The sequence below is a fragment of the Bacteroidales bacterium genome (assembly GCA_035299085.1).
Taxonomy (GTDB): Bacteria; Bacteroidota; Bacteroidia; order Bacteroidales; family UBA10428; genus UBA5072.
This window is the reverse complement of record DATGXG010000052.1, coordinates 135,087-161,571: the sequence shown is the minus strand read 5'-3', so window position 1 is coordinate 161,571 and position 26,485 is coordinate 135,087. Positions and strand designations below refer to the sequence as shown.

The window sequence follows — 26,485 nt, the reverse complement described above, 5'->3', positions numbered from 1 at the left end:
GCTTCGGCGGCTCCTTTTCATTTATCTCAGTGCCGATTCCTTAAGAATGCCGACAAGGTAGTTTTTGTCCTTCACCATCGGGTCGCGGTTTTCCCAAAGCGCTGCAAACCGCCAGCAGGTTGGCTGGTTTTCCTTAAGCTTCATATACACCAGGTGTGTGCTTACGATACCGGAGCCTGAATCAGGCGCTTCAGAATAATTGACAAAAACCGAATCAGGAACAATCACTCCCATGGCCAGTACTTCACCACTGAAGCCCTGGTTTCCCGATGAAAACATGATTTTACGCTTTTCAAATGAAATAGAATCCCCCTTAATATTATGGAGATTAACAATTCCGGTTACGATGTTCTCGTCGCCTTTAAGTCCCTTAACCCATACCCTGCTCCTGTAAAAATGATCACCGGCATAAATGGCAATACGGTGAATCACATCGTATCGCCTGTCGCCTGCCGGCACATTTTTGTATGTAAGCTCAAGCAACGACCGCACCGGACCTTCACTAATCTGGCGATAAGTGCCTTCTTCGCAAGGACCGACCCGGTACAGAGAATCACCCACAGCAATGGCTATAGCACCGGCGCCCAGTGAATTCCCTACTTTCAGAATGTCCATCCCCCAATCATGCAGCGTATGGTATTCCCTGCCGTTAACGCCTACGCTGTCCATTACCATTTCAGGCACCAATTTTCCGAAAATATCAATACCATTGCGGGCATCATAATAATTCCGGAAGGCAATTTTATCATTTTCCCAGGCAGGACCCTCCATCTGGTAAACAGGTGCCGAAAATTTGGTGTCATTGGTTTTCATCCTCAGGTCGCCGGAAACCTCTTCAAATGGTTTTGCCATCCGGCCAAAACGGATATTGGTCCTGACCGGGAATACCGGCATGGCATCCACTGTTTCAAACTGTATTTTCTGCCTGGCCCCGGCTTTTAAGTCGCACATAAACAAAAACTCATCCCACCTGCCGTCACCGTCAATATCATCACATTGTGAAGGAAGCAGATCACCTGAACCCAGCCTGGCTACAACCTTTTTATTTCCTATTGAATCGGTGATCCATGGTGCAACTTCATTTCTGAACAGAACAAACGCTTTGTCTTTGATATCAATACCTGAAGGATTCGTAACTTCATACATCTTCTGCCCGCAGGCGGAGAGAAGAATGAAACCAAGAATGAAAGAAAAAAATTTCATATATAATATTTTTAAATAAAATGCCGGGCGAAGTTTGCAACTTTGTATGAACCTAAATGCTGGGCGAAGTTTGCAACTTTGTATGAACCTAAATGCTAGGCGAAGTTTGCAACTTCGTCTGAACTGAAATGCTAGGCGAAGTTTGCAACTTCGTCTGAACAAAATTTATTAACTATCAGTTATGTATAGTCGAAGTCACAGACTTCGCCTAGCACTTCAATCGTAAATCGTAAATCGTTCAGACCTCAATCCCTTATTACTAAATAGCTAATAATCTATACCGAACATCGAACACCGATTTAAGAATAACGAACAGACTGCAATCTAAACTTCATTCTCCCCCTTCACATACCCGAAATTCGCAAGTATACCACCGTCTACATAAAGAATATGGCCGTTGACAAAATCACTTGCTTTTGAAGCCAGGAATAGCGCAGCATATGCTACATCCTCGGGTTGTCCCCATCTTCCTGCAGGTGTGCGGGTCATTACAAGATCATTGAACGGATGCCCGTTTTCACGGATTGGTGCAGTCTGTGCTGTGGCAATATATCCGGGACCGATTCCATTGATCTGGATATTATATTTCGCCCATTCGCAGGTCATATTGGCTGTGAGCAGCTTCAGTCCCCCTTTAGCTGATGCATAGGCAGACACTGTATTCCTGCCGTAAACACTCATCATGGAACACATGTTGATGATCTTACCCTGCCGCCTTTGGATCATTCCACGGACCACACGTTTTGAAACAATAAGCGGGGCGACAAGATCCACATCGATCACCTGTTTGTAATCGTCAATGGCCATATCGAGTATCGGTATCCTTTTTATGATGCCGGCATTGTTGACAAGGATATCCACAGGGCCAACCTTCTTTTCAATCTCTGAAATTCCCGTGTTGACATCCTGTTCATTTGTAACGTCAAAAATGCATGTAAAAACGGAAAGGTTTTCCTTATTGAACTCCTGTTTGCAGGCATCCAGTTTATCCTGGGTACGGTCGTTCACACACACTTTAGCACCCGATTTGGCAAGAATAAGTCCTATAGCCAGTCCGATCCCATGCGTACCACCGGTTACAAGGGCCACCTTGCCCGACAGGTCGAATAAGTCTTTCATAGAGGTTATTTTAATTCATCAGGTTGACGGGTATCCATGTCGCTATAATCAAGATTTTCGCCTGCCATTCCCCAGATAAAGGAATAATTTGAGGTTCCGGCCGCACTATGAATGCTCCAGGGAGGGGAAATCACAGCCTGTTCGTTATGCATCCAGATATGGCGGGTTTCATCCGGTTCTCCCATAAAATGGCATACAGCCTGTTTGGCAGGAACTTCAAAATAAAAATACACTTCCATTCTCCGGCTGTGGGTATGCGGAGGCATTGTGTTCCAAACACTTCCTGGTTGCAATGACGTTAACCCCATCTGAAGCCCGCAGGTTTCAATTACATTGTTAATGAGGAGTTTGTTAATTGTACGACGGTTGGATGATTCTGCTGATCCTGCTGAAACTACCTCGGCGTCATTCAGCGTGACTTTCCTGCACGGGTATGCATGATGCGCAGAAGCCGAATTAATATAGAATTTGGCCGGTTTTGCAGGGTCGTCCGAAAGAAAGCTTATATCCGCTGTGTCCTTCCCGAGATAAAGGGCTTCTTTATAATTCAGCCGGTAGTCAGTTCCCCCGGCTTTTACACTTCCCGGGCCTCCTGTATTGATTATTCCCATTTCACGACGCTGCAAAAAATGATCAGCCTTTAATTCAGAAAAAGGCAACAGTATTAACGGTGTCTCAAGCGGCATGGCGCCACCTGCAATAAACCGGTCGTATAATGTATAGGTGAAACAAATTTCACCCGGAACAAAGATCTTTTCTATTAAAAACTCCTTTCTTACTTGTGATGTATCGTATTTTTTTACATCACCGGGATGGTGAGAAAAACGCAATTCGGCTTTCATGTCGTGTGTATTATTTAACCAGTTTGCTGATTTCAGTGCCGGCGAGGAGAAATGCCCCGACGCCGTATACCTCTGTCATTTCACGTGTGACATGTTTGGGATCTTCCCCGATAGGCTGTATCCAGCCCACTTTACCATCGGGCCACACAGCTTCGGTCATTGATTTCCAGCCTTTCATTACAGGGGCGTAATATGTCTTTTTATCCAGGAATCCATTGTTGATTCCCCAGGCCAGTCCATATACAAAGAACGAAGTGGCGCTCATTTCAGGATTGGTATAACTGGCGGGGTCAAGCAGGCTGGCATGCCAGTATCCTTTTTTATCCTGCAGGGAAACAATTTCAGCTGCCATTTCACGGTATAAATTCACAAAAAAATCACGATGTTCATAATTGGCAGGCAGTTCGCGGATAATAACCGGTAAGCCGGCAAAAACCCAGCCATTTCCCCTTCCCCAGAAAACAGGTTGCCCGTTTTCCTCCTTTTTAGTAAAAAACCTCGAATCCCTGAAAAACAGGTGGTTCTGCCTGTCATACAGATAATCGGTTGTCGCCTTGTACTCTTTAAACATAAAATCGAGGTATTTCTTTTCTTTTGTAATGGCTGCCATTTTTGCCCACACCGTTGGCCCCATGAACAAGGCGTCACACCAGGACCAGCGCTCGGTCGGATAGTTGGTTTCAGTGAACGTGAATTCAAGATTAACGGTGGAGGGGTTTGCAAGGATTGAATCGAAATATGCCCGCATCGGGTTAATCATCGCCGGATCCTTATACTTCCTGTACAACTCAAGATACATCTGGCCTACACAATAATCATCGGCATGATAGCGGCCACTGGCATCCTTTCTGTGAAGGTATGTCCAGCCATTCCGTATAGCTATATCCTTAAGCCAGTTATAATATTTATCATCATCTGCGATCGAAGCCCATTCAACCATACCTGCATACAGTGCACCATTAGTCCAGTCGGTTTCCGTGTGCGTTAACGGCGTTGAAACCTGGTAATCAGCTACCTTTTTCAGCAACGATTTAACAGAAGCACTGTTTATGCTATGAGCCCCACCAATAGCCGGGATGCATAAAGTAAGCAGAAAAAAGGTTAAGAACCTCAAAGTCGTATTCATAATTGAATGTTTAATCTCAAATTTAAGAATATCATAAATATAAAACTTTATTTAATCTGTATTCCTATACCCTTTCCTGAAAGTTTCCGTATAAAATTCAAAATGTATTGAATGAAGGGTAGAGTTTATTATTTCACATTTTTGTTGTTCTACCTGATTCTAGTCCAGGCAAAGCCTCAGGAACCAAACCCCGGAAACCATAATGTGCTTTATCTGAACTCTTACTCCATGGGATATACATGGGCTGACAGTGTGAGTTCGGGGGTTCTGAGCGTTTTCTCAAAGAGGGACGACATCAATGTATTTGTCGAATTCCTTGACGCCAAGAGGTTTGGAAATAAATCCTTTCCCGAAATCTATAAGCTTTATAAAAAGAAGTTCAGGAGCATTGAATTCGACGTGGCGCTTGTGAGCGATAACGATGCGCTTGATTTCATGATGGACTATGGTGACTCCCTGTTTCCGGGTGTCCCTGTAGTTATTTGCGGTATCAATGACCCTTACGATTATAATTTTGACAATAAACCGTATTACGGAATATTGGACGGCATTGACCTAAAGGATGAGATTGACATGATTGCCATGGTATCGCCCGTAACCCGTAAGTTATATTTCATATCGGACAGTGCAACCACAACCAATTTGCTCAATATAAGAAACGTTAAAAAATTAGAACCCTTATTTAAGGGCAGATTTGAATTCTCATACCTCTGTAAATACGATCCTGGCGTTTTAATTCAGAAGGTAAAAACCCTTGAACCAGGAAGCGCCGTTGCACTGATCAATTACTCGCAGGATATAAACGGAAACCCGGTGAATCCTGAGAGTATTTATCTTAATGTATTGCGACATTCACCTGTTCCGGTATTTATGGAAAGCGAAACCCTCCTTGGCAAGGGCATAGCTGGTGGTATTTTTATAAAAGGGCGGATACACGGAAGTGAAGCCGCCCAAATGGCCTTAAAATTCATTGATGATAAAAACTATATTCCGGAGCAAAGATTCCGGAAACCGGTAAACAGCTATTATTTCGATTACAGGATCCTGAAAAGATTCAAAATACCTGAAAGAAATCTGCCTCATGGATCCTTGGTGATCAATCGACCTCAGATTATCCTGCTAAAGTATCTCAGGATTATCCTTCCGCTTCTTGTTGTCATAGGATTTTTGCTTGCGATCGTTATGCATCTGCTCAAAAACATAAGCAAAAGAAAAAAAGCAGAGGCAGTTCTGGCAGCCGCCAATCAACAGGTAAAGGAAATGAATACCGAGCTCGAAGAAGTGAACGAACATCTGTCGTTCACAATCGAAGAACTGCGGAGGGCACAGCTTAAGGCTGAGGAATCCGACCGGCTGAAATCGGCTTTCCTTGCGAATATGTCGCATGAGATAAGAACGCCGCTTAATGCCATAATCGGATTTTCATCATTGCTTGGCGATTGGAATCTGAACCCTGACGAACGTGAGAACTATTTCAGAATCATCAGTTCAAACAGCAACCAGCTACTTCACATTATTGAGGACATTCTTGACCTGTCGCGAATTGAGGCAGGCCAGATGAAAATACTGACCGAGGTATTTCCGGTAAACGATGTGCTTGGTGAACTCACCGAAAGTTTCAGGGGACAGACTAATCCCGGTGTTTCCATTCTACTGGCTAAAAACAGCAGTAACATCATGTTACGCACTGACTGTGCCCGGTTCAGACAGATAATCAGTAACCTGGTGTCGAATGCGCTGAAGTTTACATTGAAAGGATTCGTACAGATCGGGTATGATATCATTTCGGAAAACAATATTACCTTTTATGTCAGGGACACTGGTTCCGGTATAAGTGAAACCAATCTCCTGAATATCTTCAACAGGTTCTGGAAATCGGATGACGAAAGTGGCAGTTTTAAATCTGGCACAGGGCTTGGGCTTTCAATATGCAAAAGCCTGGCACAGGCATTGGGAGGTAAAATCTGGGCGGAGTCAGTGCTAAACAAAGGATCGGTTTTTTATCTTTCACTCCCGGATTTTGAAGTGTTGCCTTCTGAAATAAAGCCTGACAGCGTAGGCCCCGTCACCAGGGCCTCGCATGATTGGAATAATCTGACAATTGCAATTGCCGAGGACGAAATAAGCAATCAGTATCTGCTCACCCGTATCCTGAAAAATTACCAGGCAGAAGTACTCTGCTTCAAAAACGGCAAGGAGATCGTTGAGTTTATGACTGACAATTCAGAAAGAAAGATCAGCCTGGTCCTGATGGACCTCAAAATGCCGGTGATGGACGGGTTTACGGCATATAAACTGATACGCGGGATAAATCATGACATTCCGGTAATTGCGCAAACCGCTTACGCGATGGTTGAAGACCTTGAGAGAATAAAAAATGCCGGATTCAGCGACTATATAGCCAAGCCGATCCGGCATGATATCCTTATCGAAAAAATAAGGAACCTGCTAAAAATATGATGTGTTACAGGTTCATCTTTTTTACAAATTCATCCAGCACAATCTGCAGGTTGGGTGAACCGATCTCCTGCAAATCATAGGTTACGGTTACAGTCGGTTTGTTGATCTTAATAATGCGGTTAAGATCAATCGGAGTACCAATTACAACCACATCGCAGGGAGTTGCATTGATTGTTTTTTCGAGGTCGGCAATCTGCTGTTTCCCATAACCCATGGCCGGCAACAAGGTGCCGATGTTCGGATAAGTATTGAATGTGTCTTTAATTTTACCAACCGCATAAGCACGGGGATCGACAAGTTCTTTGGCGCCCCATTTCATGGCTGCAACAGTACCGGCACCAAGCTTCATTTCACCGTGGGTGAGTGTGGGACCGTCTTCGATGGCCAGTACCGATTTACCACGGATCAGTTCAGGTTTATTGAGCGATATCGGGGAAGCTGCATCAATAACCATGGCACGGGGATTGGCAATTGTAATGTTGGCACGGACTGTCTGAATGTTTTCAGGTGAAGCCGTATCAATTTTGTTTATGACAACCACATCGGCCAGCCTGAGGGTGATTTCGCCGGGATAGTATGAAAGCTCATGACCCGGGCGATGAGGATCAGTGACTGTTATGGTAAGATCGGGTTTATAAAACGGGAAATCATTGTTTCCGCCATCCCACAGGATAACGTCGCAACCATCGGGATCTTTTTCTGCAGCGCGCAGGATAGCCTCGTAATCAACACCGGCATAAATGACATTGCCTCTTGCCACATGCGGTTCATACTCTTCCATTTCCTCAATTGTACATTTATGCTTGACGAGGTCTTCGAGGGTGGCGTAGCGCTGAACCTTCTGCTCGGCAATATTGCCGTAAGGCATCGGGTGACGTACGGCAACCACTTTCAGTCCTTTTTGCATCAGGATCTCGATCACTCTCCTTGATGTCTGTGATTTTCCGCATCCTGTTCTCACTGCACCAACAGCAATCACAGGTTTTGTGCTCTTCAGCATGGTCTTTGCAGTTCCCGCCAGTTTAAAATCAGCACCAGCAGCATTGACACGGGCACCAATATGCATGACGCGGTTATAGGGAATATCGCTGTAAGAGAAAACACACTCATCCACCTTAAGCTTACGGATCAGATCTTCAAGGTCATTCTCGGCAAAGATGGGAATACCATCGGGATATAACTTACCAGCCAGTTCGGCAGGGTACTTTCTATCGGCAATGTCAGGTATCTGTGCTGCTGTAAATGCGACTACGTTATACTCGGGATTATCCCTGAAACAAGTGTTGAAATTATGGAAATCTCTTCCTGCAGCACCAATGATAATTACATTTTTAGCGGCCATAAATAAATCGTTTTTAGAAAATTAGTTCGTTAAAGAAACATAAATCGGCATCAAAAGTTAGTGACTTTTTGCCATACATAATCATGACATTTAGCAGTGTACAGGCTGGTGAAAAATTGAGAACTTTATGTTATTTTTACTAAAAAGCAGTACATGACAACATTCCGATACGGCATCGACAGGATGACACCCGGTATAGCCGTAGATATTTGCAGGGGAACTATAAAAGGTGAACTCACACAGGAAGCAGCGGCAAAAATTTCCGCCAATCGTGCGGCAGTAGATGAAATAGTTGCAGGCGGCACAACGGTTTATGGTATTAACACCGGTTTTGGTCCGCTATGTACCACGGTGATATCCGATGAAGACACCCGCAAGCTGCAAATGAACCTGTTGTTAAGCCATGCTGTTGGAGTTGGTGATCTCATCGATGAAGAAATCAGCCGGATGATGCTCATTTTGAAAGTGCATTCCCTGGCAATGGGATTTTCAGGAATATCGCTGACAACCCTTCAGCGCATTTTGTGGCATATTGAAAATAACATTACACCCTGCGTGCCTTCACAGGGTTCGGTAGGCGCATCAGGAGATCTCGCACCGCTTGCCCATCTATTTCTACCCCTTATCGGTTTCGGCACCGTTTTCTCTGATGGAAGAATCGTAAAGGCCGGTGAAATACTCCGCAGGCATAACTTAAATGCACTTGAGATGGGACCTAAAGAAGGATTGGCTCTTATCAACGGAACCCAGTTCATTGCAGCCCATGCCGTAGTTTTTGTCGCGAGGATGCAGAACTGCCTGGATAACGCCGATATCATTGCCGCCATGAACCTCGAAGCCATGCTGGGCTCGGTAAAAGCTTTTGACCCTGCTCTTCATGAGTTGAGGCCCTACCGTGGTGTAATTTATGTGGCAGAGCGAATGAGAACAATTATCGGGCAGTCCGAAATTGTCGAATCACACCGCAACTGTCATCGGGTGCAGGATCCATATTCATTGCGGTGTATTCCGCAGGTGCATGGTGCAACCCGTAATGCCTATATACACCTTAAACAGTTGCTTACAATTGAATTGAATTCGGTCACCGACAACCCCATTGTATTCAGTAAAGACAAATCCATAAGCGGCGGCAATTTTCACGGGCAGCCTATGGCTTTACCCATTGATTACGCAGCATTCTCTGCCGCTGAACTCGGGAATATTTCCGACAGGCGCATTTACCTGTCGCTAATGGACACTATTGAAGGACTTCCGAAACTGCTGATGAAAGAAACCGGGCTGAACTCAGGTTTCATGATTCCCCAATATACAACCGCTGCCCTTGTTAGTGAAAACAAGTCGTTGTGTTTCCCTGCCAGCGCCGACAGTATACCTACATCCCTCGGACAGGAGGACCACGTGAGCATGGGTTCCGTAAGTTCGCGTAAAGCTTTGCAGATCATTGGCAATCTGGAAAAAATATTGGGAATTGAATTGTTCTGTGCCGCACAGGGCATGGATTTCAGAAAACCTCTCAAATCCGGACCTCTTATGGAAGCCTGCCATGCTCATGTTCGTTCTAAAATACCCCATATCGACAGGGATGTTTACCTCGGCGACTATATTAACTCGGCCGTTGCCATGGTGAAAAACCAGGAGCTGACAAAGCTGACAACCGAACTGGCCCTTGATCTCAACATCGATTTTAAAAACAGTCTCCATGAACTATTCGGAATTTATTAATAAATACGCCCGGCATCCCGAATACCATTCTCCAACGGGAAATAAACTTAACGCGTTAAGCTGGCAGACAGAGGCTCCTCTAAGGATGCTTCTGAATAACCTGAACCGCGAGGTAGCGGAAAATCCGGCAGAACTTATTGTTTACGGTGGAACCGGTCAGGCGGCGCGGAATCCTGAAGCATTGCAGGAAATCATCAGAATACTTCTGACCCTGAAGGAAGACCAGAGCCTGCTCATTCAGTCGGGAAAGCCGGTGGGTATTATCCGCTCCCATCCCGAGGCACCACGTGTCCTGATTGCCAACAGCAACCTGGTGCCCGCATGGGCAAACTGGGAATATTTCAATAACCTGAGGGAAAGGGGACTTATCATGTATGGCCAGATGACAGCAGGAAGCTGGATTTATATAGGTTCGCAGGGAATTTTGCAGGGGACTTTTGAGACCTTCGCCGAGTGCGGAAAGAAATATTTCAGCAATAAAACAGCCGGTAAATTGCTTGTCTCCGGTGGTCTTGGGGGAATGGGCGGTGCCCAGCCTCTTGCCGCCACAATGGCCGGTTATACCTTCCTTGGTGTGGATGTAGATGAAGAAAGGATCAAAAAACGCCTTCATACAGGGTATATCGACAGGGTGACATCCTCCTATGAGGAAGCCATAAAAATGGCCCGTGAATCAATGCAAAACCATAAGCCGGTTTCAATAGGATTAACAGGGAATATAGGCGATATCCTGGAACGGATGCTCAGCGAGAACATCATTCCGGATGTGGTTACCGACCAGACTTCCGCCCACGATCCTGTAAACGGGTATGTTCCGGCCGGCATTCCTTACCGTGAGGCACTCAGCCTGAGAAAAAACAACCCCGATGATTACCGCCGGCGGTCGCTCAGGAGCATGGCCCGTCATGTTGGTTTTATGCTTGAAATGAAAAAGAGGGGCAGTGTAGTGTTTGATTATGGCAACAACCTTAGGGAATTTGCAAGACAGGGCGGTGAGAAAAATGCATTCGATTACCAGGGTTTTGTTCCTGAATTTATACGGCCTCTTTTCTGCGAAGGAAAAGGACCTTTCCGCTGGGCGGCTTTGTCGGGCGATCCGGAAGATATTCTTATAACTGACGATGCTTTGAGGGAAACATTCCCTGATAATACACATATGATCCACTGGCTTGATGAGGCGGAAAAGAAAATTTCGTGCCAGGGCCTTCCTTCAAGGATCTGCTGGCTGGGAATGGGCGAAAGGGAAAAGGCAGGGCTTGTTTTCAATAAGCTTGTGAAATCGGGTAAACTAAAGGCCCCTGTTGTAATCGGCCGCGATCATCTCGATTGTGGATCAGTGGCCTCACCTTACCGTGAAACCGAAGGGATGAAGGACGGCAGTGATGCGGTTTCTGACTGGCCTTTGCTGAACCTGATGGCCAATACGAGCGGTGGTGCCACCTGGGTGTCATTTCATCACGGCGGAGGAGTTGGTATAGGCTATTCACAACATGCAGGCATGGTGGTTCTGGCCGACGGAACAAAACGGGCAGAAACATGCCTTCACAGAGTGCTTCACAATGATCCGGCAATGGGAATATTTCGCCATGCGGATGCCGGGTATGATGAAGCCCTGCTGAACAGGGAAAAATTTGGCCTTTCATGAATACAAGAAAACTCATAGGACCTTTTGCACAGCTTCTGACAATGGCAGGAATGCCATTAAAGGGGCCGTTGGCCGACAACAGGCTTGAAGTGATTGAAAATGCAGGGATTGTTGTTGAAAAGGATAATATCGTGCAGATCGGGTTCTTTGATGATTTAAAACTTACAGAAAAAACAATTGAACCGGTTTCAGGCCACCTTACGGTGTTGCCGGGTTTCATTGATGTGCACACCCATATTTGCTGGGGCGGATCAAGAGCAGGCGATTATGCCATGAGACTGTCGGGAAGAACCTATCTTGAAATTGCTGCTGAAGGTGGCGGCATCCGAAGTACTGTGGCTAATACAAGAGCCGCCGGTGAATCGGAACTCACCGGTATTACTGCCGATCATGCCAATGCCCTTTTGAAACAGGGCATAACTACAATTGAAGTTAAAAGCGGTTACGGTCTCACGGCGGAATCCGAACTAAAAATGCTCCGGGCAATTCAGGCCGCCTCTTCCAAAGGGGGTTCTGACCTCATCTCCACCTGTCTCGCCGCACATATAAAACCTCCTGATTTTACAGGTTCTGCAATCGAATATCTTGAATTCGTCATAGCTCATCTTTTACCGGTTGTGAAAGAACAAAACCTTGCACAAAGGGTGGATATTTACATCGACAAAGGGGCATTTTCAGTTAATGAAGGAAGGTATTACCTGGCTGAGGCCAAAAAGATGGGATTCGATATTGTAATCCATGCCGACCAGTTTTACACCGGCGGCCTCGAACTTGCCTTTGAGCTGAATGCAGTAAGTGCCGACCATCTGGAAGCGACGCCCGAAAAGGATATTGAACGGCTGGCAGCCAGTGATGTAATACCGGTTGCGTTGCCTGCTGCTTCGCTGGGGCTGGGAGCATCTTTTACACCGGCCCGCAAGATACTGAATGCAGGTGCAACCCTTGTCATTGCATCCGACTGGAACCCCGGTTCTGCACCAATGGGAAGACTGGTTACTGCCGCAGCCATCCTGGGTGTTTATGAAAAACTCACCATGGCCGAAACACTGGCAGCCCTTACATTCAGGGCAGCACCAGCATTAAGGCTTTCCGACCGCGGCATGCTTAAACCCGGTATGCTTGCTGATTTTATTGCTTTCCCCGGTTCCGACTGGAGGGAGATTATTTATAACCAGGGCGCAATGGAACCACGGTATGTGTGGAAAAGGGGTATAAGGCAGAATGATAAACCGTAGAAACGCACAGCCGTGCGTTTCTAACCGTAGAGACGCACAGCCGTGCGTTTCTACATGGATTCCTTCCTGATTTTCCGGTTTACAATATCCAGGATTTCTTTTTCCTGCCTTATCGCTGATTCCTCGATCGAGGCGGCCTCATCCAGAACTTTCTTCACGAATTCCTTATCCAGCAATCCTTCGGCGTTTATCTTCACATTCAGGCCGGCCCCCAGAACAGCACTTCGGGCACATAATGCCCCAACCCCGGCATCGGATACTGAATTGGGGTTTCCTTTTTCAGCCATAGCTTTAATGAGTTCAAAAGAATCAAGAGTACGGCGCATCACTTTGAGCGGAACTTCCAATGCATATTTTGTAGCATCCTGGAGCATGGCCTGTCGCTCAGCCTTTTCAGCATCCGTGCTCTTCGGCATTCCGATTGCTTTCATGACCCCGTCAAATGCCCTTGTATCCTCATCCACCATAACAAGAAGGTCATGCTGAACGGCCATGCACTTTTCGGCGTAGTCTGAGAATTCTTTCCACCTTTCATCCCAACCTGCCTTATGGGATGAAAGATTAGCCACCATGGCTGCCAGGGACGCCCCAAGGGCTCCAAGAGTGGCAGATACCGAACCACCGCCAGGGGCGGGTGATTCCGAAGCAGTTTCATTGGCAAAATCTGTCACTGTAAGGTCGGTTAGTTTCTTCGAAGTTTCATCGGCCAGCATGTATTCGATTATTTTCTTCTTTGGATCGAAGGGAGCCAGATCGTCCAGCCCAAGCGATCGAATCGCTATTTTAAGAATTTCGTTTTCCGGGATACCTGTGGATCGCTTTTGTTTGTGCAGAAAATACCGCCCAGCATCCAGCATGGCATTCAGGGGTATCAATCCTACCAGTTCTGAACCTGTAACCCGCAATCCCCTTGCTGCAGCCCTTTCACAGGCCGTATCAAATACCTTATGCAGCGGTGTTACTGATAAATCGGTAAGATTAATAGATATCTGTGCGACGCCGTATTCATCAATATACCATCCGATGGCCTTAACGGCTTTCAGAAGACCCGGCTCGTAAACCGGCTCACCGTTTTCATCACGGATTATTTTACCGGTCACCGGGTCGCCTTCCCTTTTAATGCGGCCTTTTTCTCGGATATCATAGGCTACGGCGTTGGCACGTCGTGTAGAAGTGGTATTCAGATTTACATTATAGGCAACCAGAAAATTCCTTGCTCCTACAGCTACAGCTCCGTGTTTTGCAACCCCGGCATTCCATTCTGCGGGACCGAAATCAGGCTTCCAGTCAGGAGAACTCAGCTTTTTAGCCAGTCCCTCATACTCACGCTGTCTGCAGTTCGCCAGGTTCCTGCGTTTTTCTTCATAAGCGGCAAATTCGTAACAATATACAGGTATCCCCAGCTCCTCGCCAATCCTTTTACCAAGTTTCCTGGCATATTCCGCAGTTTCATCCATCGAAATTCCGGATACCGGAATAAGTGGACATACGTCGGTTGCGCCGAACCTTGGATGAGCGCCGTGATGCCGGCTCATATCAATCACTTCGGATGCTTTTTTTGCAGCCAGGAAGGCAGCTTCACAAACTGATTCCGGGTCACCCACAAAAGTCACTACCGTGCGGTTGGTAGCCCTGCCGGGGTCTACATCAAGCAGTTTCACGCCTTTCACTCTTTCAATTTCTGCGGTGATCAACCCGATAATCTGCATATCACGCCCTTCACTGAAATTAGGCACACACTCAATTAATTTACTCATAATAATACGGTTACAGTTTGGAAATTTAAAGTTAGCGCATTATTTTCTATATTTGAATGACAGATGTTAGCACCCGATCATAAACCTGAACATGTACCTGATTCCCGAAACTGACTATTGGAAGGCACTTTTGCCCCTCAGTAAAGTAAAAGTCAATCACTGGTTCGCCCTGTTTGTACTTGAGAAACGCGTGAAAGGAAAAGTATATGCTGATGATATCCATTCGCCATCCGCATTTTATGTGGTTCATCCTTACAGGATGTCGCTCCTGTTTGGATCTTCGGCTAAACCGGAGTTCCGGGACAGCCTGAAAAAGTACCTGCTGAATTCAGAAGGGGAAAGGCAAAATCAGGAATGGCTGCAGGCATGGCCTGGCAAATGGAACAGCATGATTGATGAAATTCTCGGCGATCAGCTTGTTATAACCGGGTTACCTGAGATGGACGGAAAAGTTGTTCAGAATACAAGGGCCAATTTCCGGTTTGATTCAAAAAAATATGAAATAATCCGCCGGGGTATTGTCTCTTCCTATCCTGTTGTTCCTGTTGATGCCGGTCTTTACGAAGAAATGACAGGCACTGTGGTACCGAAAAATTTCTGGAACTCTGCTGAAGATTTTATGAAATATGGTGCCGGTTTCGCTGTAATAATAGATGGAAAGCCGGTATGTATGTCCTATTCAGCTTACATTTTCGACGGTATTCTTGAAATTGGAATTGAAACAGCTCCTGAACACAGGGGAAAAGGGCTGGCACTTATCGCCTGTACCGCTTTAATTGATTATTGCATTCAGAATGGTTATGAACCTGTATGGTCATGCCGGCTGCAGAATACTGCCTCATATGAGCTGGCCAAAAAGCTCGGATTCCGGCCAACACTTACGCTGCCTTATTACAGGTTACCGGTATAATGTGCTATAGTTTTCCTTATATTGTTGAGCTAATATGAAATCATGAAACGGAAAGTCTTTTGTCTGTCCCTGCTTGTCCTTACCTGCTCCTTTCTGAAATCCCAGCCTGTTGAACGGTTTATAATAGTTGATCAGTTCGGCTACCTGCCGGTATCGGAAAAAACTGCCCTCATCAAAAACCCTGTAACAGGATTTGATGCGGTGAGGTCGTTTACACCCGGTGAAAACTATGTGCTGGTAAATGCAGCAACCGGTGCCAGGATTTTCAGGGGACAGCCCTTAAAATGGAAATCAGGGGCCACCGATGCTTCTTCAGGGGACCAGGTATGGCACTTCGATTTTAGTACGGTTACCGATACCGGTTCTTACTATATACTTGATTCCGTGAACCAGGTCCGTTCTTATGAATTCAGAATTGCACCCGGCATTTACAATGAGGTCCTCAGGCAGGCGGTAAGATCATTCTTTTACCAGCGAGCAGGTTGTGCAAAAGAAGCAAAGTATGCGGGTGAGGCCTGGGCCGACGGGGCCAGCCATATTGGCCCGCTGCAGGATAAAAACTGCCGGCCTTATAATGAAAAAACCAATGCCTCTAAAGAAAGGGATCTAAGCGGTGGCTGGTATGATGCCGGGGACTATAATAAGTATACAAACTGGACTGCCAGTTACATTGTGGAAATGATGAAATCGTATATTGAGAACCCGGCCGCGTGGGGGGACAATTATAACCTGCCCGAATCAGGGAACGGGATACCCGACCTGCTGGATGAAGCCCGGTGGGGTATCGATTTTCTCCTGCGAATGCAACAGGATGATGGCGGTGTACTCAGTATTGTAAGTGAATCACACGCCAGTCCACCCTCATCGGCAACCGGACAAAGTGTTTACGGACCAGCCAGTTCGTCAGCTACATGGAACACGGCAGCAGCGTTGGCCATAAGCGCCAAAGTATTCCGCTCGGTAAACAGGATTTCCTATTCCGATTCACTGATCAGTGCCGCTGAAAAAGCATGGGATTGGGCTGAAGCTCATCCGGCTGTCATCTTTCACAATAATTCGGCATCCAACGGGTCATCCGGTGTCGGGGCAGGTGACCAGGAAACGTCGGATTACGGACGTTTTATCGCCCGCCTGAAGGCATCATGCTTTTTATATGAGGTGACCGGGAAAGAAAGCTATCATTCGTACTTCAGTAAAAACTACCAGAATGTTCACCTGATCCAGTGGAATTATGCCTATCCGTATGAGCCCTCCGAACAGGATCTTCTCCTTTATTATTCAACACTCAGTAAGGCCTCTCCTGCCATTTCAAACCAGGTTAAGACGGCCTATCGCAATGCTATGCTTACCAATGGCGATAATTTTCCGGCATGGTACTCATCAACCGATCCCTATAAGGCACATATGGATTCGTATACATGGGGAAGCAATAACCAGAAAGGTGCCGTGGGAAGCATGTTTTACAATATGATTCAATATAACATTGATCCTTTGAAAAATCAGGATGCACTTAACGCAGCTGCGGCATATATCCATTACATTCATGGAGTTAATCCGCTAAACCTGGTGTATTTATCCAATATGTATGCTTTTGGCGGTGACAGTTGTGTGAATGAATTTTATCATAGCTGGTTCACCAATGGCAGCCCTAAATGGGACCGTGTCGGAACCTCGCTTTATGGTCCTGCCCCCGGATTTTTGACAGGGGGTCCAAATCCTTCATACAACTGGGATGGCTGCTGTAATACCCCGAATTGCGGATCGGCCGGTAATAATGCCATTTGTATATCCGAAAGCATCAGCCCTCCGAAAGATCAGCCCAAACAAAAATCGTATAAAGATTTCAATACAAGCTGGCCTCTTAACTCCTGGGAGGTTACCGAAAACAGCTGCGGTTACCAGGTAAGCTATATCAGGCTTTTATCCAAGTTTGTCACCGGGTTTGATTGTCATGGTGATTCTGCAGGAACCGCTGACTTTGACCTTTGCGGTATATGTTCGGGAGGTAATACCGGAAGGGAACCGGCAACCGAAAATTGTGAGTGTCACGATTACGGTAAAACAGCTCATATTGAAGCATCTGCATGTGAATCAATGACGTCACCAAGCGGCAAATACATGTGGACAGTTTCGGGCATTTACAACGATACGCTCACAGCCGCTGATGGCTGCGATAGCATACTGGTAGTAACCCTGAAAGTAAATCATCCTACCGGGAACACAATAACGGTAAATTCCTGTTCAACCTATACATCACCCGCCGGAAGCCGTTATTCCGTTTCAGGAACATATTACGATACCATACCAAATGCCGCAGGTTGTGACAGTATCATTACAATTAATCTCACCATACCGGTTATCAATACTCTTATAGCCGCATCAGGTGACACCCTGGTAGCCGAAGAGAAAGGCCTTGACTACCATTGGCTTAATTGTGACAACGATTATGAACAAATTGAAGGGGCAACCGGTGAATCATTTTTACCTGGTGTCTCGGGAAATTATGCTGTTGAAATTTCTTATACCGGCTGTAAAGATACTTCGCAATGTTACTATCTTGAAATTACAGGCATCAGGTATAATGAAATGGGACCGGGCCTCATCGTTTATCCTAATCCTGCCAGGGAAGTAATCAATATCAAACTTCCTGAATCATGTAATGAAGTCTATGTTGAAATCCGGAATATTTCGGGGGCACTCATGTTCAGTGAAAAATATTTACATTCGGCCTCCCTGCACATTCCCTTGAAACTGCCCCCGGGATTTTACATGGTAATGCTGAAAAACAACCTGGATCAGAAAGCCATTGTTAAAATAGGAATTGAATAGCTGACGGTTTAATACATCAAGCGTATTATTCCTTCAGAATTTTAAGTGTATGCACTTCGGAATCCCCCTGCAGTATTACAAAATATATTCCGCCGGGAAAGTCGGTGACATCCGCCTGAATTGTATGGTTCTGGCCTGCGAGCCGGATTTGATAAACCAGGATTCCTGATGTATTGTAAATGCTCATCATACCGGGATTTTCGTTGATTTTTTCGATATTTATTTCAAACCTGCCGGTTGTGGGGTCAGGATACACCTGCAGCACATGTTCTAATGCCTGGTTAACCGAATTAACCGAACATGTATCACTATATGAAATGCAGGCCGTAACCGGTAATCTGGAAATTGATGAGCAGCCCTCATTCACTGCCCCGACGAAATAAACAGTGGTATTAGTCAATCCCGGTGTATTAAATTCCGGACCTTCAGCCATGGCATCAGCTGCAGTACTATCAGCGTACCAGTATATAGTTCCTGCATTTGCTTCAGCCGCCAGTAAAACCTGTCCTTCACCGCAACGAGCACCGCCGGTGATATTGGTAATTTCAGGAACAGCAATTACAACGGCCTTTACTGGTTTGCGTTCAGGTGTAACGCAGTTATTGTAAGTTGCATCCACATAATACGTGGTGGTTACTGTTAATTCAGGAGGAAAGAATACTTTTCCGGTTGCAATATTGGTATCGTTTTGTGGATCTGAATACCAGCGTATTTCGCCCGGATCCGATGATGCCATAAGCGTCATTTCTCCCGAACCGCAAACCGTATCTCCCGTGACACCGGTAATCAAAGGAGCTCTTTTCATGGTAAACGTATCCACAGGTTCAAAAACCATGAAATGACCGGGAAGGGAATCGGTTTTCAGGATGATCTTCCTGTCGAGTACAGTCACCAGCATCCTGTTCACGGCACTTTGATTGACAAACATCAGTGCGTCCGTGTGTTCTGAGTAAGAAGAGTCAATTACAAGCCGGTATGAATCAGTATAACTTACAAGGCAATTATGATAATAATCGCCGTGGATTGAATCGGTGCCTTCAATTCTTTGCAGGATAATGGAATCACCTGCAACCGGCGTCATCCTGATCTCAAAGGGACCCGCTCCCATTGAAGTAAGATACCACCTGCCCTTCATGGTATTTGCGGCGACTTCTATGGCCGGATTACAGGGATTTAAGCCCTCAACAGTATGGGTGTATTTTCGGACGCTTTCGGTCTGGTACGTGGTAAAACTATACGGTGTGATCTCAATTAGTGTTTGGTGGCCATTATAACACAACTGCCAGTTATTGAATACATTGCTCCAGCATACAGCGTATGTTTCCCTTGAAACACGGAGTGACTGCTTATATTCGCATATCTGCAGACTGTCAGTTCCGGGAACACGACTGACAGTGACAGAATCGCCGCATGCGGGATGATAGTATGTAGTACCACCTGTGATACCTCCCTGAAAACTGACAAGGTACCAGGTACCCGTGAGTTTCATTAAAAAATCATCAACGTAGTCAGCGGCTGACAGCAAAGAAAAGGAAGGAAAAGCCAATAATAAGGCCAGCATTAAACGGGTTGGTTTCATGATGGGTGTATTTATGTAATAACATGAAAATCAACCGTAAGGTAGTAAGTTTTGATGAAATATCCAATTATGGAATCAGCAGTATTTTTCCGGCAGTCATCGCCTGAAGGTATCCTTCTATCGCCGGTTCAACCTGTTCCAGTGGCTTTTTACTGCTAATTGTTATTGTAACATGGTTCCTGATGAGTTTTCTTGCCTTACTGATGCTTTTCAACGTAGTTAAGATACCTTGTTCTCTGAGCCAGTTTACAAGGTAAAATCCTGAAATCGATTTATTTTCAGAAACCAGCGCCCTGTGATGGCTGTGTGGATCTTCACCGGAAAGGTTTCCGTAAACCATGACGTTGCCGCCAAAAGGCACCGCTTCAAGAAGGATCCGGGTCATTTCTCCCCCGATGGCATCAAGGGCCAGGGTTGCATTTAACTCTCCTGCCATTTGCTTCAATGAACTTTCAAAATCCGTTGCGGTACTGCTCAGAACATATTTTGCCCCTGATTTTAACAGCTTTTGCGCTTGATCATCACGCCTGACAACCTGGATAAGCGGCAATCCTGCCTTATCAGAAAGGTATTCAAGCATTCTTCCCAAAGCGCTTGCGGCCGCAGTGTTAATGATTGCCTTATGTCCCTTTTTCCTGGCTATCTGAATAAAAGCTACTGCCGTTAAAGGATTCACAAGAAGCATCGCTCCCTGTTCATCACTGATTTCATCGGGTAGCGGAATGCAACTCATAGCAGGAGTTACCATGTATTCAGCCCATGTACCGCTGTATGTATAAGCAGATGAACAGGCCACCCTCTTTCCTTTCCAGAGTGCAGGGATAATTCCCTTACCGCCGGCCACAACAACACCAGACCCTTCGATACCGGCAATAAAGCTGCTTTTTTCGGCTTCAGGCAGATGCTTGATTCGTGCAAGGTCAGAAGGATTAATGGGTGCCGCTGAAATTTTTACGAGTACCTGTCCTGCACCGGGTATAGGGACCGGAATCATTTTCACCTGCAGACCACCGTCCGCTTTCAGGCATACAGCCCTCATTTCTTGTGGTATCGTATCAGTCATCGTATTAATTTATAACAAGGGAGATAAAAGCCGTGCAGTTCTTTCTGCAAGTCGCAAATATACCGGCTGCGATTTCCATTCCTCATAATTAAGCCTTATAGCATACTTCAAATCAGTATGAAAGGAATCGCACAGCTGTTCGCCGAATTCGGCACCGTAAACAATTGCGTTGACCTCAAAATTAAGGTCAAAACTGCGGTGATCCATATTTGCAGTTCCTACAACTGAAATAGCACCGTCAATCACCATGGTTTTAGCATGGATAAAGCCTTTCCGGTAGCAGTAGATTTCAATTCCTGCTTTCAGAAGTTCACCATAGTTTGACCATGCGGCGAAATTAACAAGCCTTGAATCAGATGTGCCCGGAACGAGGATCTTCACTTTCACGCCACCGAGGGAGGCCACTTTCAGAGCATCCATAATGCTTCCGCCGGGGATCAGGTAAGGCGTTGTAAGCAGAATTTCTTCCCTGGCCAGGTTTATTGCCTTAAGAAAGGACAGTTTAATTGTAGAAGCGGGAGAATCGGGACCGCTGGCGGCAATCTGTACGCTCACGTTAGAGTGTTTCAGGGGTGTGGCATGAAAGTATTCCTTTTCAGGCTTCATTTTCTGACCGGAACAAAAATTCCAGTCGCACAGAAAAATATGCTGCAAAAAAAGAATACCGGGACCGTCAATTTTTAAATGGGTATCCCGCCAGTAGATCTTTTCCGGACCGTCATCCTCACGGTTAAAATACCGGTCGCTTACATTGATTCCGCCTATAAATCCGGAATCACCGTCAATGATCACAATTTTCCTGTGGTTCCTGTAGTTGATGCGGTTGGCAAAATACAGCCACCGTATCCGGTTAAAGGGATAAGCTTCAACTCCTCCCTCTCTTAACTCATCCACCAGGTCGCCGCGTATGCTGCTGCTGCCAAAATCATCATAGATCATCCGCACTTCCACGCCTTCTGAAGCCTTGCGGATCAGTGCATTTTTAATCTCATTACCAATCTTATCATCCTCATAAATATAATACTCCAGGTGGATGTGATGTGTGGCGTTTTCAATGGCCCGTAAGAGCTCAGGAAATTTCTCTTCACCGTTTACCAGCAGCGTCACTTTGTTTCCTGAAGTGAGCGGGCTGAGGCCATCGTTCATCAGCAGGCTCACGAGGCTTTGCCCGTTTCCGATTGCCTGTGCATTCCGCTTGAGGTTACGGGCTGACAGTGAGACAGTTTTCCGGTTGACCTCGGATAACTGCACTTCATCTTCAACCAGTTTTTTACTGTAAATAAGTCTTTTATGGTAATTGATTCCGAAAACAAAGTAAAAGATCATTCCTCCCACAGGTACAAAAATGGCAAGCAACAGGTAGGCAAGGGTCTTGGATGAACTGCGCGTATCAAAGATAATACGGACGCATACAAGTACCAGTATGATGAAATATACAATATCAATAATGACTGCAGGTTTCATCAGGAATAATGCTGTTTGGTAACTTAAGAATCTAAAGTTACAGCAATTTTCAGTTTGCGTTCAAACTGCTTTTAAGTACGATATTCACAATTTCGGATTGCGTTCCAAGCCTGATAGGCGCACCCCATAATCCCAATCCCGATGAAACATAAAAGTGGGTGTTTCCGCTTTTCAGGTAGCCATATCCGAGTTTGTAGATGCGTGAAACCACTTTATTGAAAGGGAACAGCTGACCATTGTGAGTATGTCCCGATATATGAACATCAATTCCGTTTTCTTCCGATTCGGCGAAGCCTGATGGCTGATGATCCAGTACAATTTTGGGCAAAGTATCCGGTGATCCGTTAATAATGGCATTGAGTGGTTTCCGGTTGCGATTTGTGAGGTCATCACGTCCGATGAGTATAAGCTGTTTGTCGATCACAACTGACGTATCCCTGAGCACCTTAATACCGGAGCTCTTCATATATTGAATAGCCTTGTCAATTCCGGCATAGTAATCGTGGTTGCCGGGAATGCCGAAAACACCATACGTTGCTTTAAGCTTTAACAGGTCATCATTCATATGCTGCAATTCAACAGCATGAATATTATGATCAAAAAGATCTCCCACAATCAGGATGACATCGGGATCCTGTTTATTTATAAGGTTCACCCACTTACCCAACTGCTTTTTACGGATCAGGTTGCCGAGATGAATATCGCTCACAGCAATAATATTCATATCATGGGTGAGCACTTTGCCGTGATTGACGGTTAGATTCATTTTGGTGATTTTCGGATGAGAAAACCGGTAATAACCCATAACCGATATGAAAGCAAGAACCGTTAATACAGCGAAGAAATAGATCAGTTTAGCCTGTGCGTAATGCCGGGTTACCCAATCCGGAAAAATGCCGAAGTAATGGTTCAGTATCCGGAGTATATCACCAAGCAGGGCCCCGCTTAACGTAAAGACAAACAGGATCATCCAGTAACCTCCCACCAGTTCGAATATTCTTCCTGTGGCGACAGGCAGGCGGTTCCCGGCAAAAATGGCAAAGAAGATGGCTGTGGAAGTAAAAATATACAAAAGGGTATAAACCGTATGAACAACCCGGTTGTCAGGCATAGCCTGCCAGCCCCTGTTAAACAGGTAAATATTAAGCAAGATGAAAAAGACTAAAAGGAAGAGAAACCGGAATAAATTCATGAATTCAATTTTTAATTTATCAATCAGGACAATATAAATGATCCCGCCACAACAACAAACAGAGTTGTGAGCGGGTTCAAAGATTCCTCCTTTCAGCGAGAAACCTCTCCCTGCCAATTGATCAATTACTGTGCCTTTTAATTCTTTATTTTTGACGCACTTCCTTTTAATTCTATAACAGGCCGTCCTAAAGCCTTTCCGTAATCCAGTGCAACTGTAATCTTATCCCTGTCAAATTTGCAGGTTATAGTTGCATGGTGGGGACTTTCGATATAGCGCAGAATAAGCTCAAGTGTTTGTGCATCTTTCCAGGCGTAGCTTCCGGCAACTTTTTGCGGTCCAGCGAGAGCACCTGTCAGGCTTGGTCCGGGCATTGTGGTTTCGCCTTTCAGCCATTTTCCTGAACCGAAATCGACCGGGTATTCAACGGAATCAAATACAAATTTCACATGACACGTGTCAGTTAGTGAAATGGTAATTGATTTGAAATGATAAGGATTTTCAGGAAAGACAAATTCCGACGGGTTAGTAAACTTAGCAGCGATTGCTGCAGATCCGGAAGCCGGGGCAAGACTGAGCGAAGCAAGACGTTCCTTCAGCTTGTCGGATTCAGGTTTGTTTTCAGGCAATTCTTCGTCTTTAAAAGCCGGCAACAAGTAATCCCATACGAGATTAATTTCCGATTGCATATTGGGCGATTCGCAGGTAATGGCTACGACAGCATCTTTTTCCGGCATTACAATAATATACTGGCCATACGCGCCGTCAGCCCTGAAGGCATTATTTCTGCAGCGCCAGAACTGGTAGCAGTATCCCTGGAGCCAGTCGCTTGAATCCTTTTGAGACTGCCTGGCATCAGGATTCTGCATAATTTTCATTGTAGTAGCTTCATTCACCCATGCTTCGGGAATGATCTCTTTTCCATTCCATTTTCCTTTCTGAAGCAGCAACTGGCCGAACTTTGCCATGTCCTCTGTTTTAATCCTGAGTCCCCAGCCACCTGTATTGATGCCTTTTGGATCGGTTTCCCAATCCATGCCTTTGATACCCAGAGGTTGAAACAAGCGCGGCGTAAGGTAATCCACGACTTTTTGTCCGGTAACTTTCTGAACAATGGCTGAAAGCATATACGTAGCCATTGAATTATACAGGAATTTCTTTCCCGGTTCATTTACAATGGGTGTGGCAAGAAATGCCTTAACCCAGTTATCGTTTCCGTTCCTTAAAGACCATGTGGGATCCGGATCCTGACCGGCCGACATCATAAGCAGGTCTTTTATTGTGAGCTGTGCCAGGTATGGACTTACCGTATCGGGTAAATCTTCCGGAAAGAATGAAATGACTTTATCATTTACGGTGATCAGTTTTTCAGTCACGGCAAATCCTACAGCAGTGGATGTAAAGCTTTTGCTTGTGGAATAAAGCGTATGCCTCAGGATTGAATCGTAAGGGGACCACCAGCCTTCGGCAATCACCTTGCCATGCCTGATGATCATAATGCTGTGAAACTCATGTTCACTGGCTGCGGCTGAATCAAGAAAGGCAAGAATGGCCCCGGATGATACACCTTCTGTTTCAGGAGTGCTTCGGGGCAAGGATCCGGTTTGGTTTTCAGGAGTGTTTTTACAGGCCAATGCTATTACCATTAGCATCAGCAGGGCATAAAGTTTTAAATTCTTCATTGGATGATTTGTGAAATATTCTTTACTAGTTATTATGTACAGTTACCGATTACCGATCACCGATTACTGATTACTGTTACCTGACAAGCATGCTGGCATTCCGGATGACGGCGATGGATCTTTTTGCCGAATTGACTAATTTCTGAATATCTCCGGGCTCTGTTTTTGTTGCACCAAGAATGCCACAAATGCGCTCATCAAGCGAGGTCATAAGGTGTATGTTTATTCTTTTTGATTTTTGCATCATCGACAAGGCGGTTCCCCCGTTGCCTTCATAATTTTTTTCGAGAATAGCAAAAGCGGCATCAAATCCGCCTGCCTCAAGGTATTTCATGAAATAATTCGATCCGATCCCGTCAATGCATTCGACAAGCACAACCAGGTGGCCGCCGTCCTTTACAAATGCTGCGGCATGATGAACGGCTTTGTGCGACTGGATGAAATTGATATCCTTCGGGTAACCCCCGCCTGAGGCAACTACAAGATCGAAAAGCTGGTTCCCGGTGAAGCGGTAATAACTGTCGTGAAGCGTGCAGGCATCAATAAAATGCTCATAGGAATTCCCGATCATTAGTCGGCAAACTTTACCCGACGCATTGAGAATTCCGTGGATAGAAATTTTCGGAGGGAAATACGAATCAATTTCCTTAAGATCTTCGGCCAACGGGTTACCGTCGAGCCTGCCTGGCTGGCATCCCTCTGAAAGACGTCTTGTTTCCATATCAAGAAACAGGCTGTGATTATGATAAACTGCCACCTTTGAAGCGAGCCCGGGGAAAAGCATTTTCCGGCCGCCACCGTAACCGGCGAAATAATGATGCGATATGGATCCGAATGTAATGAGCAGTGAGCTTTTCAGTATGTCTTTCCGAAGAGGCACAGGAGTACCTCTTTTGGTTGTTCCGAGCAATTCGAAAACAGAAACATCGGTACAATCATGATGAACAAACCGGAATTTGCGGTAGGATTCTCCATAGCTCTGTACGCTTTCCTCTTCAGTTTGCCTGGCATGGGTTCCGTAGGCAATGTAAAATGTTATATTTTCCGGCCCGGCCCCATGCTGTAAAAGAGAATCGGTAAGCCAGGGCAGAAATTCAGGATATCCGCACAATCTTGTTTTATCAGAAACCACAATGGCTACATCATTATATCTGGCGGAATCCGCTGGCAGAAATTTTTCAAGATCCTCCCTGAATTTTTCAGCTGAAATGGTGTATTCCGGTTCATGATATTCAGGAACGGTTGTGCCTTCAGGGAAGGCAAAGGTCATTGTATTTCTTCCGTATTTTAATGTCAGGTCCATGAAACAAAGGTA

Annotated in this window: 18 protein-coding genes; 6 read left to right on the top strand and 12 right to left on the bottom strand. The window is 45.6% G+C overall.

Annotated features, from left to right (window positions below; all coding sequences use genetic code 11):
* Positions 1 to 21: 21 nt before the first annotated feature.
* From VK179_17955 to VK179_17940, 4 genes are all read right to left on the bottom strand, one after another.
* Positions 22 to 1,203: a DUF4861 domain-containing protein gene (locus VK179_17955; GenBank protein HLO60640.1), complete on the bottom strand. Its 1,182-nt coding sequence runs from the start codon at positions 1,201 to 1,203 to the stop codon at positions 22 to 24.
* A gap of 324 nt (positions 1,204 to 1,527) precedes the next feature.
* Entirely contained in the window at positions 1,528 to 2,322 is a 795-nt protein-coding gene (locus tag VK179_17950; GenBank protein ID HLO60639.1) for a gluconate 5-dehydrogenase, read from the bottom strand.
* A gap of 5 nt (positions 2,323 to 2,327) precedes the next feature.
* The gene (kduI, locus tag VK179_17945; protein HLO60638.1) at positions 2,328 to 3,164 is read right to left on the bottom strand and encodes a 5-dehydro-4-deoxy-D-glucuronate isomerase; all 837 of its coding nucleotides are present in this window, start codon (positions 3,162 to 3,164) and stop codon (positions 2,328 to 2,330) included.
* 10 nt (positions 3,165 to 3,174) lie between these two features.
* Positions 3,175 to 4,290 carry a glycoside hydrolase family 88 protein gene (locus tag VK179_17940; GenBank protein ID HLO60637.1) on the bottom strand — a complete coding sequence of 372 codons (1,116 nt, stop codon included), beginning with the start codon at positions 4,288 to 4,290 and terminating at the stop codon, positions 3,175 to 3,177.
* Between the two features lie 111 nt (positions 4,291 to 4,401).
* Here VK179_17940 and VK179_17935 point away from each other — a divergent pair, with 111 nt between their 5' ends.
* A complete protein-coding gene (locus VK179_17935; GenBank protein HLO60636.1) occupies positions 4,402 to 6,750 on the top strand; it encodes an ATP-binding protein in 2,349 nt (782 codons plus the stop codon).
* A 4-nt stretch (positions 6,751 to 6,754) separates the two neighbouring features.
* Here the strand turns inward: VK179_17935 and VK179_17930 are convergent, their stop codons facing one another.
* Positions 6,755 to 8,092 (bottom strand): cyclic 2,3-diphosphoglycerate synthase, encoded by a 1,338-nt coding sequence (locus VK179_17930; GenBank protein ID HLO60635.1) that lies wholly within the window; start codon positions 8,090 to 8,092, stop codon positions 6,755 to 6,757.
* 153 nt (positions 8,093 to 8,245) lie between these two features.
* Between VK179_17930 and hutH the strand changes: the two genes are divergently transcribed.
* Genes hutH through hutI form a run of 3 tightly spaced genes read left to right on the top strand, consistent with a single transcriptional unit; the run spans position 8,246 to position 12,694 of the window.
* On the top strand, positions 8,246 to 9,814 hold the full coding sequence (gene hutH / locus VK179_17925) for a histidine ammonia-lyase (GenBank protein HLO60634.1): 1,569 nt from the start codon (positions 8,246 to 8,248) through the stop codon (positions 9,812 to 9,814).
* Positions 9,792 to 11,459: a urocanate hydratase gene (locus VK179_17920; protein ID HLO60633.1), complete on the top strand. Its 1,668-nt coding sequence runs from the start codon at positions 9,792 to 9,794 to the stop codon at positions 11,457 to 11,459. The genes hutH and VK179_17920 overlap by 23 nt, the downstream gene beginning before the upstream one ends.
* The gene (gene hutI / locus VK179_17915) at positions 11,456 to 12,694 is read left to right on the top strand and encodes an imidazolonepropionase (protein HLO60632.1); all 1,239 of its coding nucleotides are present in this window, start codon (positions 11,456 to 11,458) and stop codon (positions 12,692 to 12,694) included. Before VK179_17920 ends, hutI begins: the two co-directional genes overlap by 4 nt.
* Positions 12,695 to 12,744: 50 nt before the next feature.
* On the opposite strand, the gene ftcD is transcribed toward hutI, so the two are convergent.
* Entirely contained in the window at positions 12,745 to 14,451 is a 1,707-nt protein-coding gene (gene ftcD / locus VK179_17910) for a glutamate formimidoyltransferase (GenBank protein ID HLO60631.1), read from the bottom strand.
* Positions 14,452 to 14,542: 91 nt separating this feature from the next.
* Here ftcD and VK179_17905 point away from each other — a divergent pair, with 91 nt between their 5' ends.
* Entirely contained in the window at positions 14,543 to 15,361 is an 819-nt protein-coding gene (locus VK179_17905; protein HLO60630.1) for a GNAT family N-acetyltransferase, read from the top strand.
* A gap of 42 nt (positions 15,362 to 15,403) precedes the next feature.
* The gene (locus VK179_17900) at positions 15,404 to 18,190 is read left to right on the top strand and encodes a glycoside hydrolase family 9 protein (protein HLO60629.1); all 2,787 of its coding nucleotides are present in this window, start codon (positions 15,404 to 15,406) and stop codon (positions 18,188 to 18,190) included.
* Positions 18,191 to 18,215: 25 nt separating this feature from the next.
* On the opposite strand, the gene VK179_17895 is transcribed toward VK179_17900, so the two are convergent.
* The 6 genes from VK179_17895 to VK179_17870 all read right to left on the bottom strand — a co-directional run bounded on the left by VK179_17895 (position 18,216) and on the right by VK179_17870 (position 26,473).
* Positions 18,216 to 19,769, bottom strand: coding sequence for a T9SS type A sorting domain-containing protein (locus tag VK179_17895; GenBank protein ID HLO60628.1), 1,554 nt, complete (start codon positions 19,767 to 19,769; stop codon positions 18,216 to 18,218).
* 67 nt (positions 19,770 to 19,836) lie between these two features.
* Positions 19,837 to 20,832, bottom strand: coding sequence for a zinc-binding dehydrogenase (locus VK179_17890; protein HLO60627.1), 996 nt, complete (start codon positions 20,830 to 20,832; stop codon positions 19,837 to 19,839).
* Between the two features lie 9 nt (positions 20,833 to 20,841).
* Positions 20,842 to 22,296, bottom strand: a complete 1,455-nt coding sequence (cls, locus tag VK179_17885; protein HLO60626.1) for a cardiolipin synthase — start codon at positions 22,294 to 22,296, stop codon at positions 20,842 to 20,844.
* Positions 22,297 to 22,345: 49 nt separating this feature from the next.
* Positions 22,346 to 23,488, bottom strand: a complete 1,143-nt coding sequence (locus VK179_17880) for a metallophosphoesterase (GenBank protein HLO60625.1) — start codon at positions 23,486 to 23,488, stop codon at positions 22,346 to 22,348.
* A 137-nt stretch (positions 23,489 to 23,625) separates the two neighbouring features.
* Entirely contained in the window at positions 23,626 to 25,170 is a 1,545-nt protein-coding gene (locus tag VK179_17875) for a serine hydrolase (protein ID HLO60624.1), read from the bottom strand.
* 76 nt (positions 25,171 to 25,246) lie between these two features.
* Positions 25,247 to 26,473: a lactate racemase domain-containing protein gene (locus VK179_17870; GenBank protein HLO60623.1), complete on the bottom strand. Its 1,227-nt coding sequence runs from the start codon at positions 26,471 to 26,473 to the stop codon at positions 25,247 to 25,249.
* Between the last annotated feature and the right edge of the window lie 12 nt (positions 26,474 to 26,485).

Bases quoted from the DNA above. Each gene is read 5' to 3' on its own strand.
- VK179_17955 (HLO60640.1), bottom strand. From the start codon at position 1,203: ATGAAATTTTTTTCTTTCATTCTTGGTTTCATTCTTCTCTCCGCCTGC.
- VK179_17950 (HLO60639.1), bottom strand. From the start codon at position 2,322: ATGAAAGACTTATTCGACCTGTCGGGCAAGGTGGCCCTTGTAACCGGT.
- kduI (HLO60638.1), bottom strand. From the start codon at position 3,164: ATGAAAGCCGAATTGCGTTTTTCTCACCATCCCGGTGATGTAAAAAAA.
- VK179_17940 (HLO60637.1), bottom strand. From the start codon at position 4,290: ATGAATACGACTTTGAGGTTCTTAACCTTTTTTCTGCTTACTTTATGC.
- VK179_17935 (HLO60636.1), top strand. From the start codon at position 4,402: ATGAAGGGTAGAGTTTATTATTTCACATTTTTGTTGTTCTACCTGATT.
- VK179_17930 (HLO60635.1), bottom strand. From the start codon at position 8,092: ATGGCCGCTAAAAATGTAATTATCATTGGTGCTGCAGGAAGAGATTTC.
- hutH (HLO60634.1), top strand. From the start codon at position 8,246: ATGACAACATTCCGATACGGCATCGACAGGATGACACCCGGTATAGCC.
- VK179_17920 (HLO60633.1), top strand. From the start codon at position 9,792: ATGAACTATTCGGAATTTATTAATAAATACGCCCGGCATCCCGAATAC.
- hutI (HLO60632.1), top strand. From the start codon at position 11,456: ATGAATACAAGAAAACTCATAGGACCTTTTGCACAGCTTCTGACAATG.
- ftcD (HLO60631.1), bottom strand. From the start codon at position 14,451: ATGAGTAAATTAATTGAGTGTGTGCCTAATTTCAGTGAAGGGCGTGAT.
- VK179_17905 (HLO60630.1), top strand. From the start codon at position 14,543: ATGTACCTGATTCCCGAAACTGACTATTGGAAGGCACTTTTGCCCCTC.
- VK179_17900 (HLO60629.1), top strand. From the start codon at position 15,404: ATGAAACGGAAAGTCTTTTGTCTGTCCCTGCTTGTCCTTACCTGCTCC.
- VK179_17895 (HLO60628.1), bottom strand. From the start codon at position 19,769: ATGAAACCAACCCGTTTAATGCTGGCCTTATTATTGGCTTTTCCTTCC.
- VK179_17890 (HLO60627.1), bottom strand. From the start codon at position 20,832: ATGACTGATACGATACCACAAGAAATGAGGGCTGTATGCCTGAAAGCG.
- cls (HLO60626.1), bottom strand. From the start codon at position 22,296: ATGAAACCTGCAGTCATTATTGATATTGTATATTTCATCATACTGGTA.
- VK179_17880 (HLO60625.1), bottom strand. From the start codon at position 23,488: ATGAATTTATTCCGGTTTCTCTTCCTTTTAGTCTTTTTCATCTTGCTT.
- VK179_17875 (HLO60624.1), bottom strand. From the start codon at position 25,170: ATGAAGAATTTAAAACTTTATGCCCTGCTGATGCTAATGGTAATAGCA.
- VK179_17870 (HLO60623.1), bottom strand. From the start codon at position 26,473: ATGGACCTGACATTAAAATACGGAAGAAATACAATGACCTTTGCCTTC.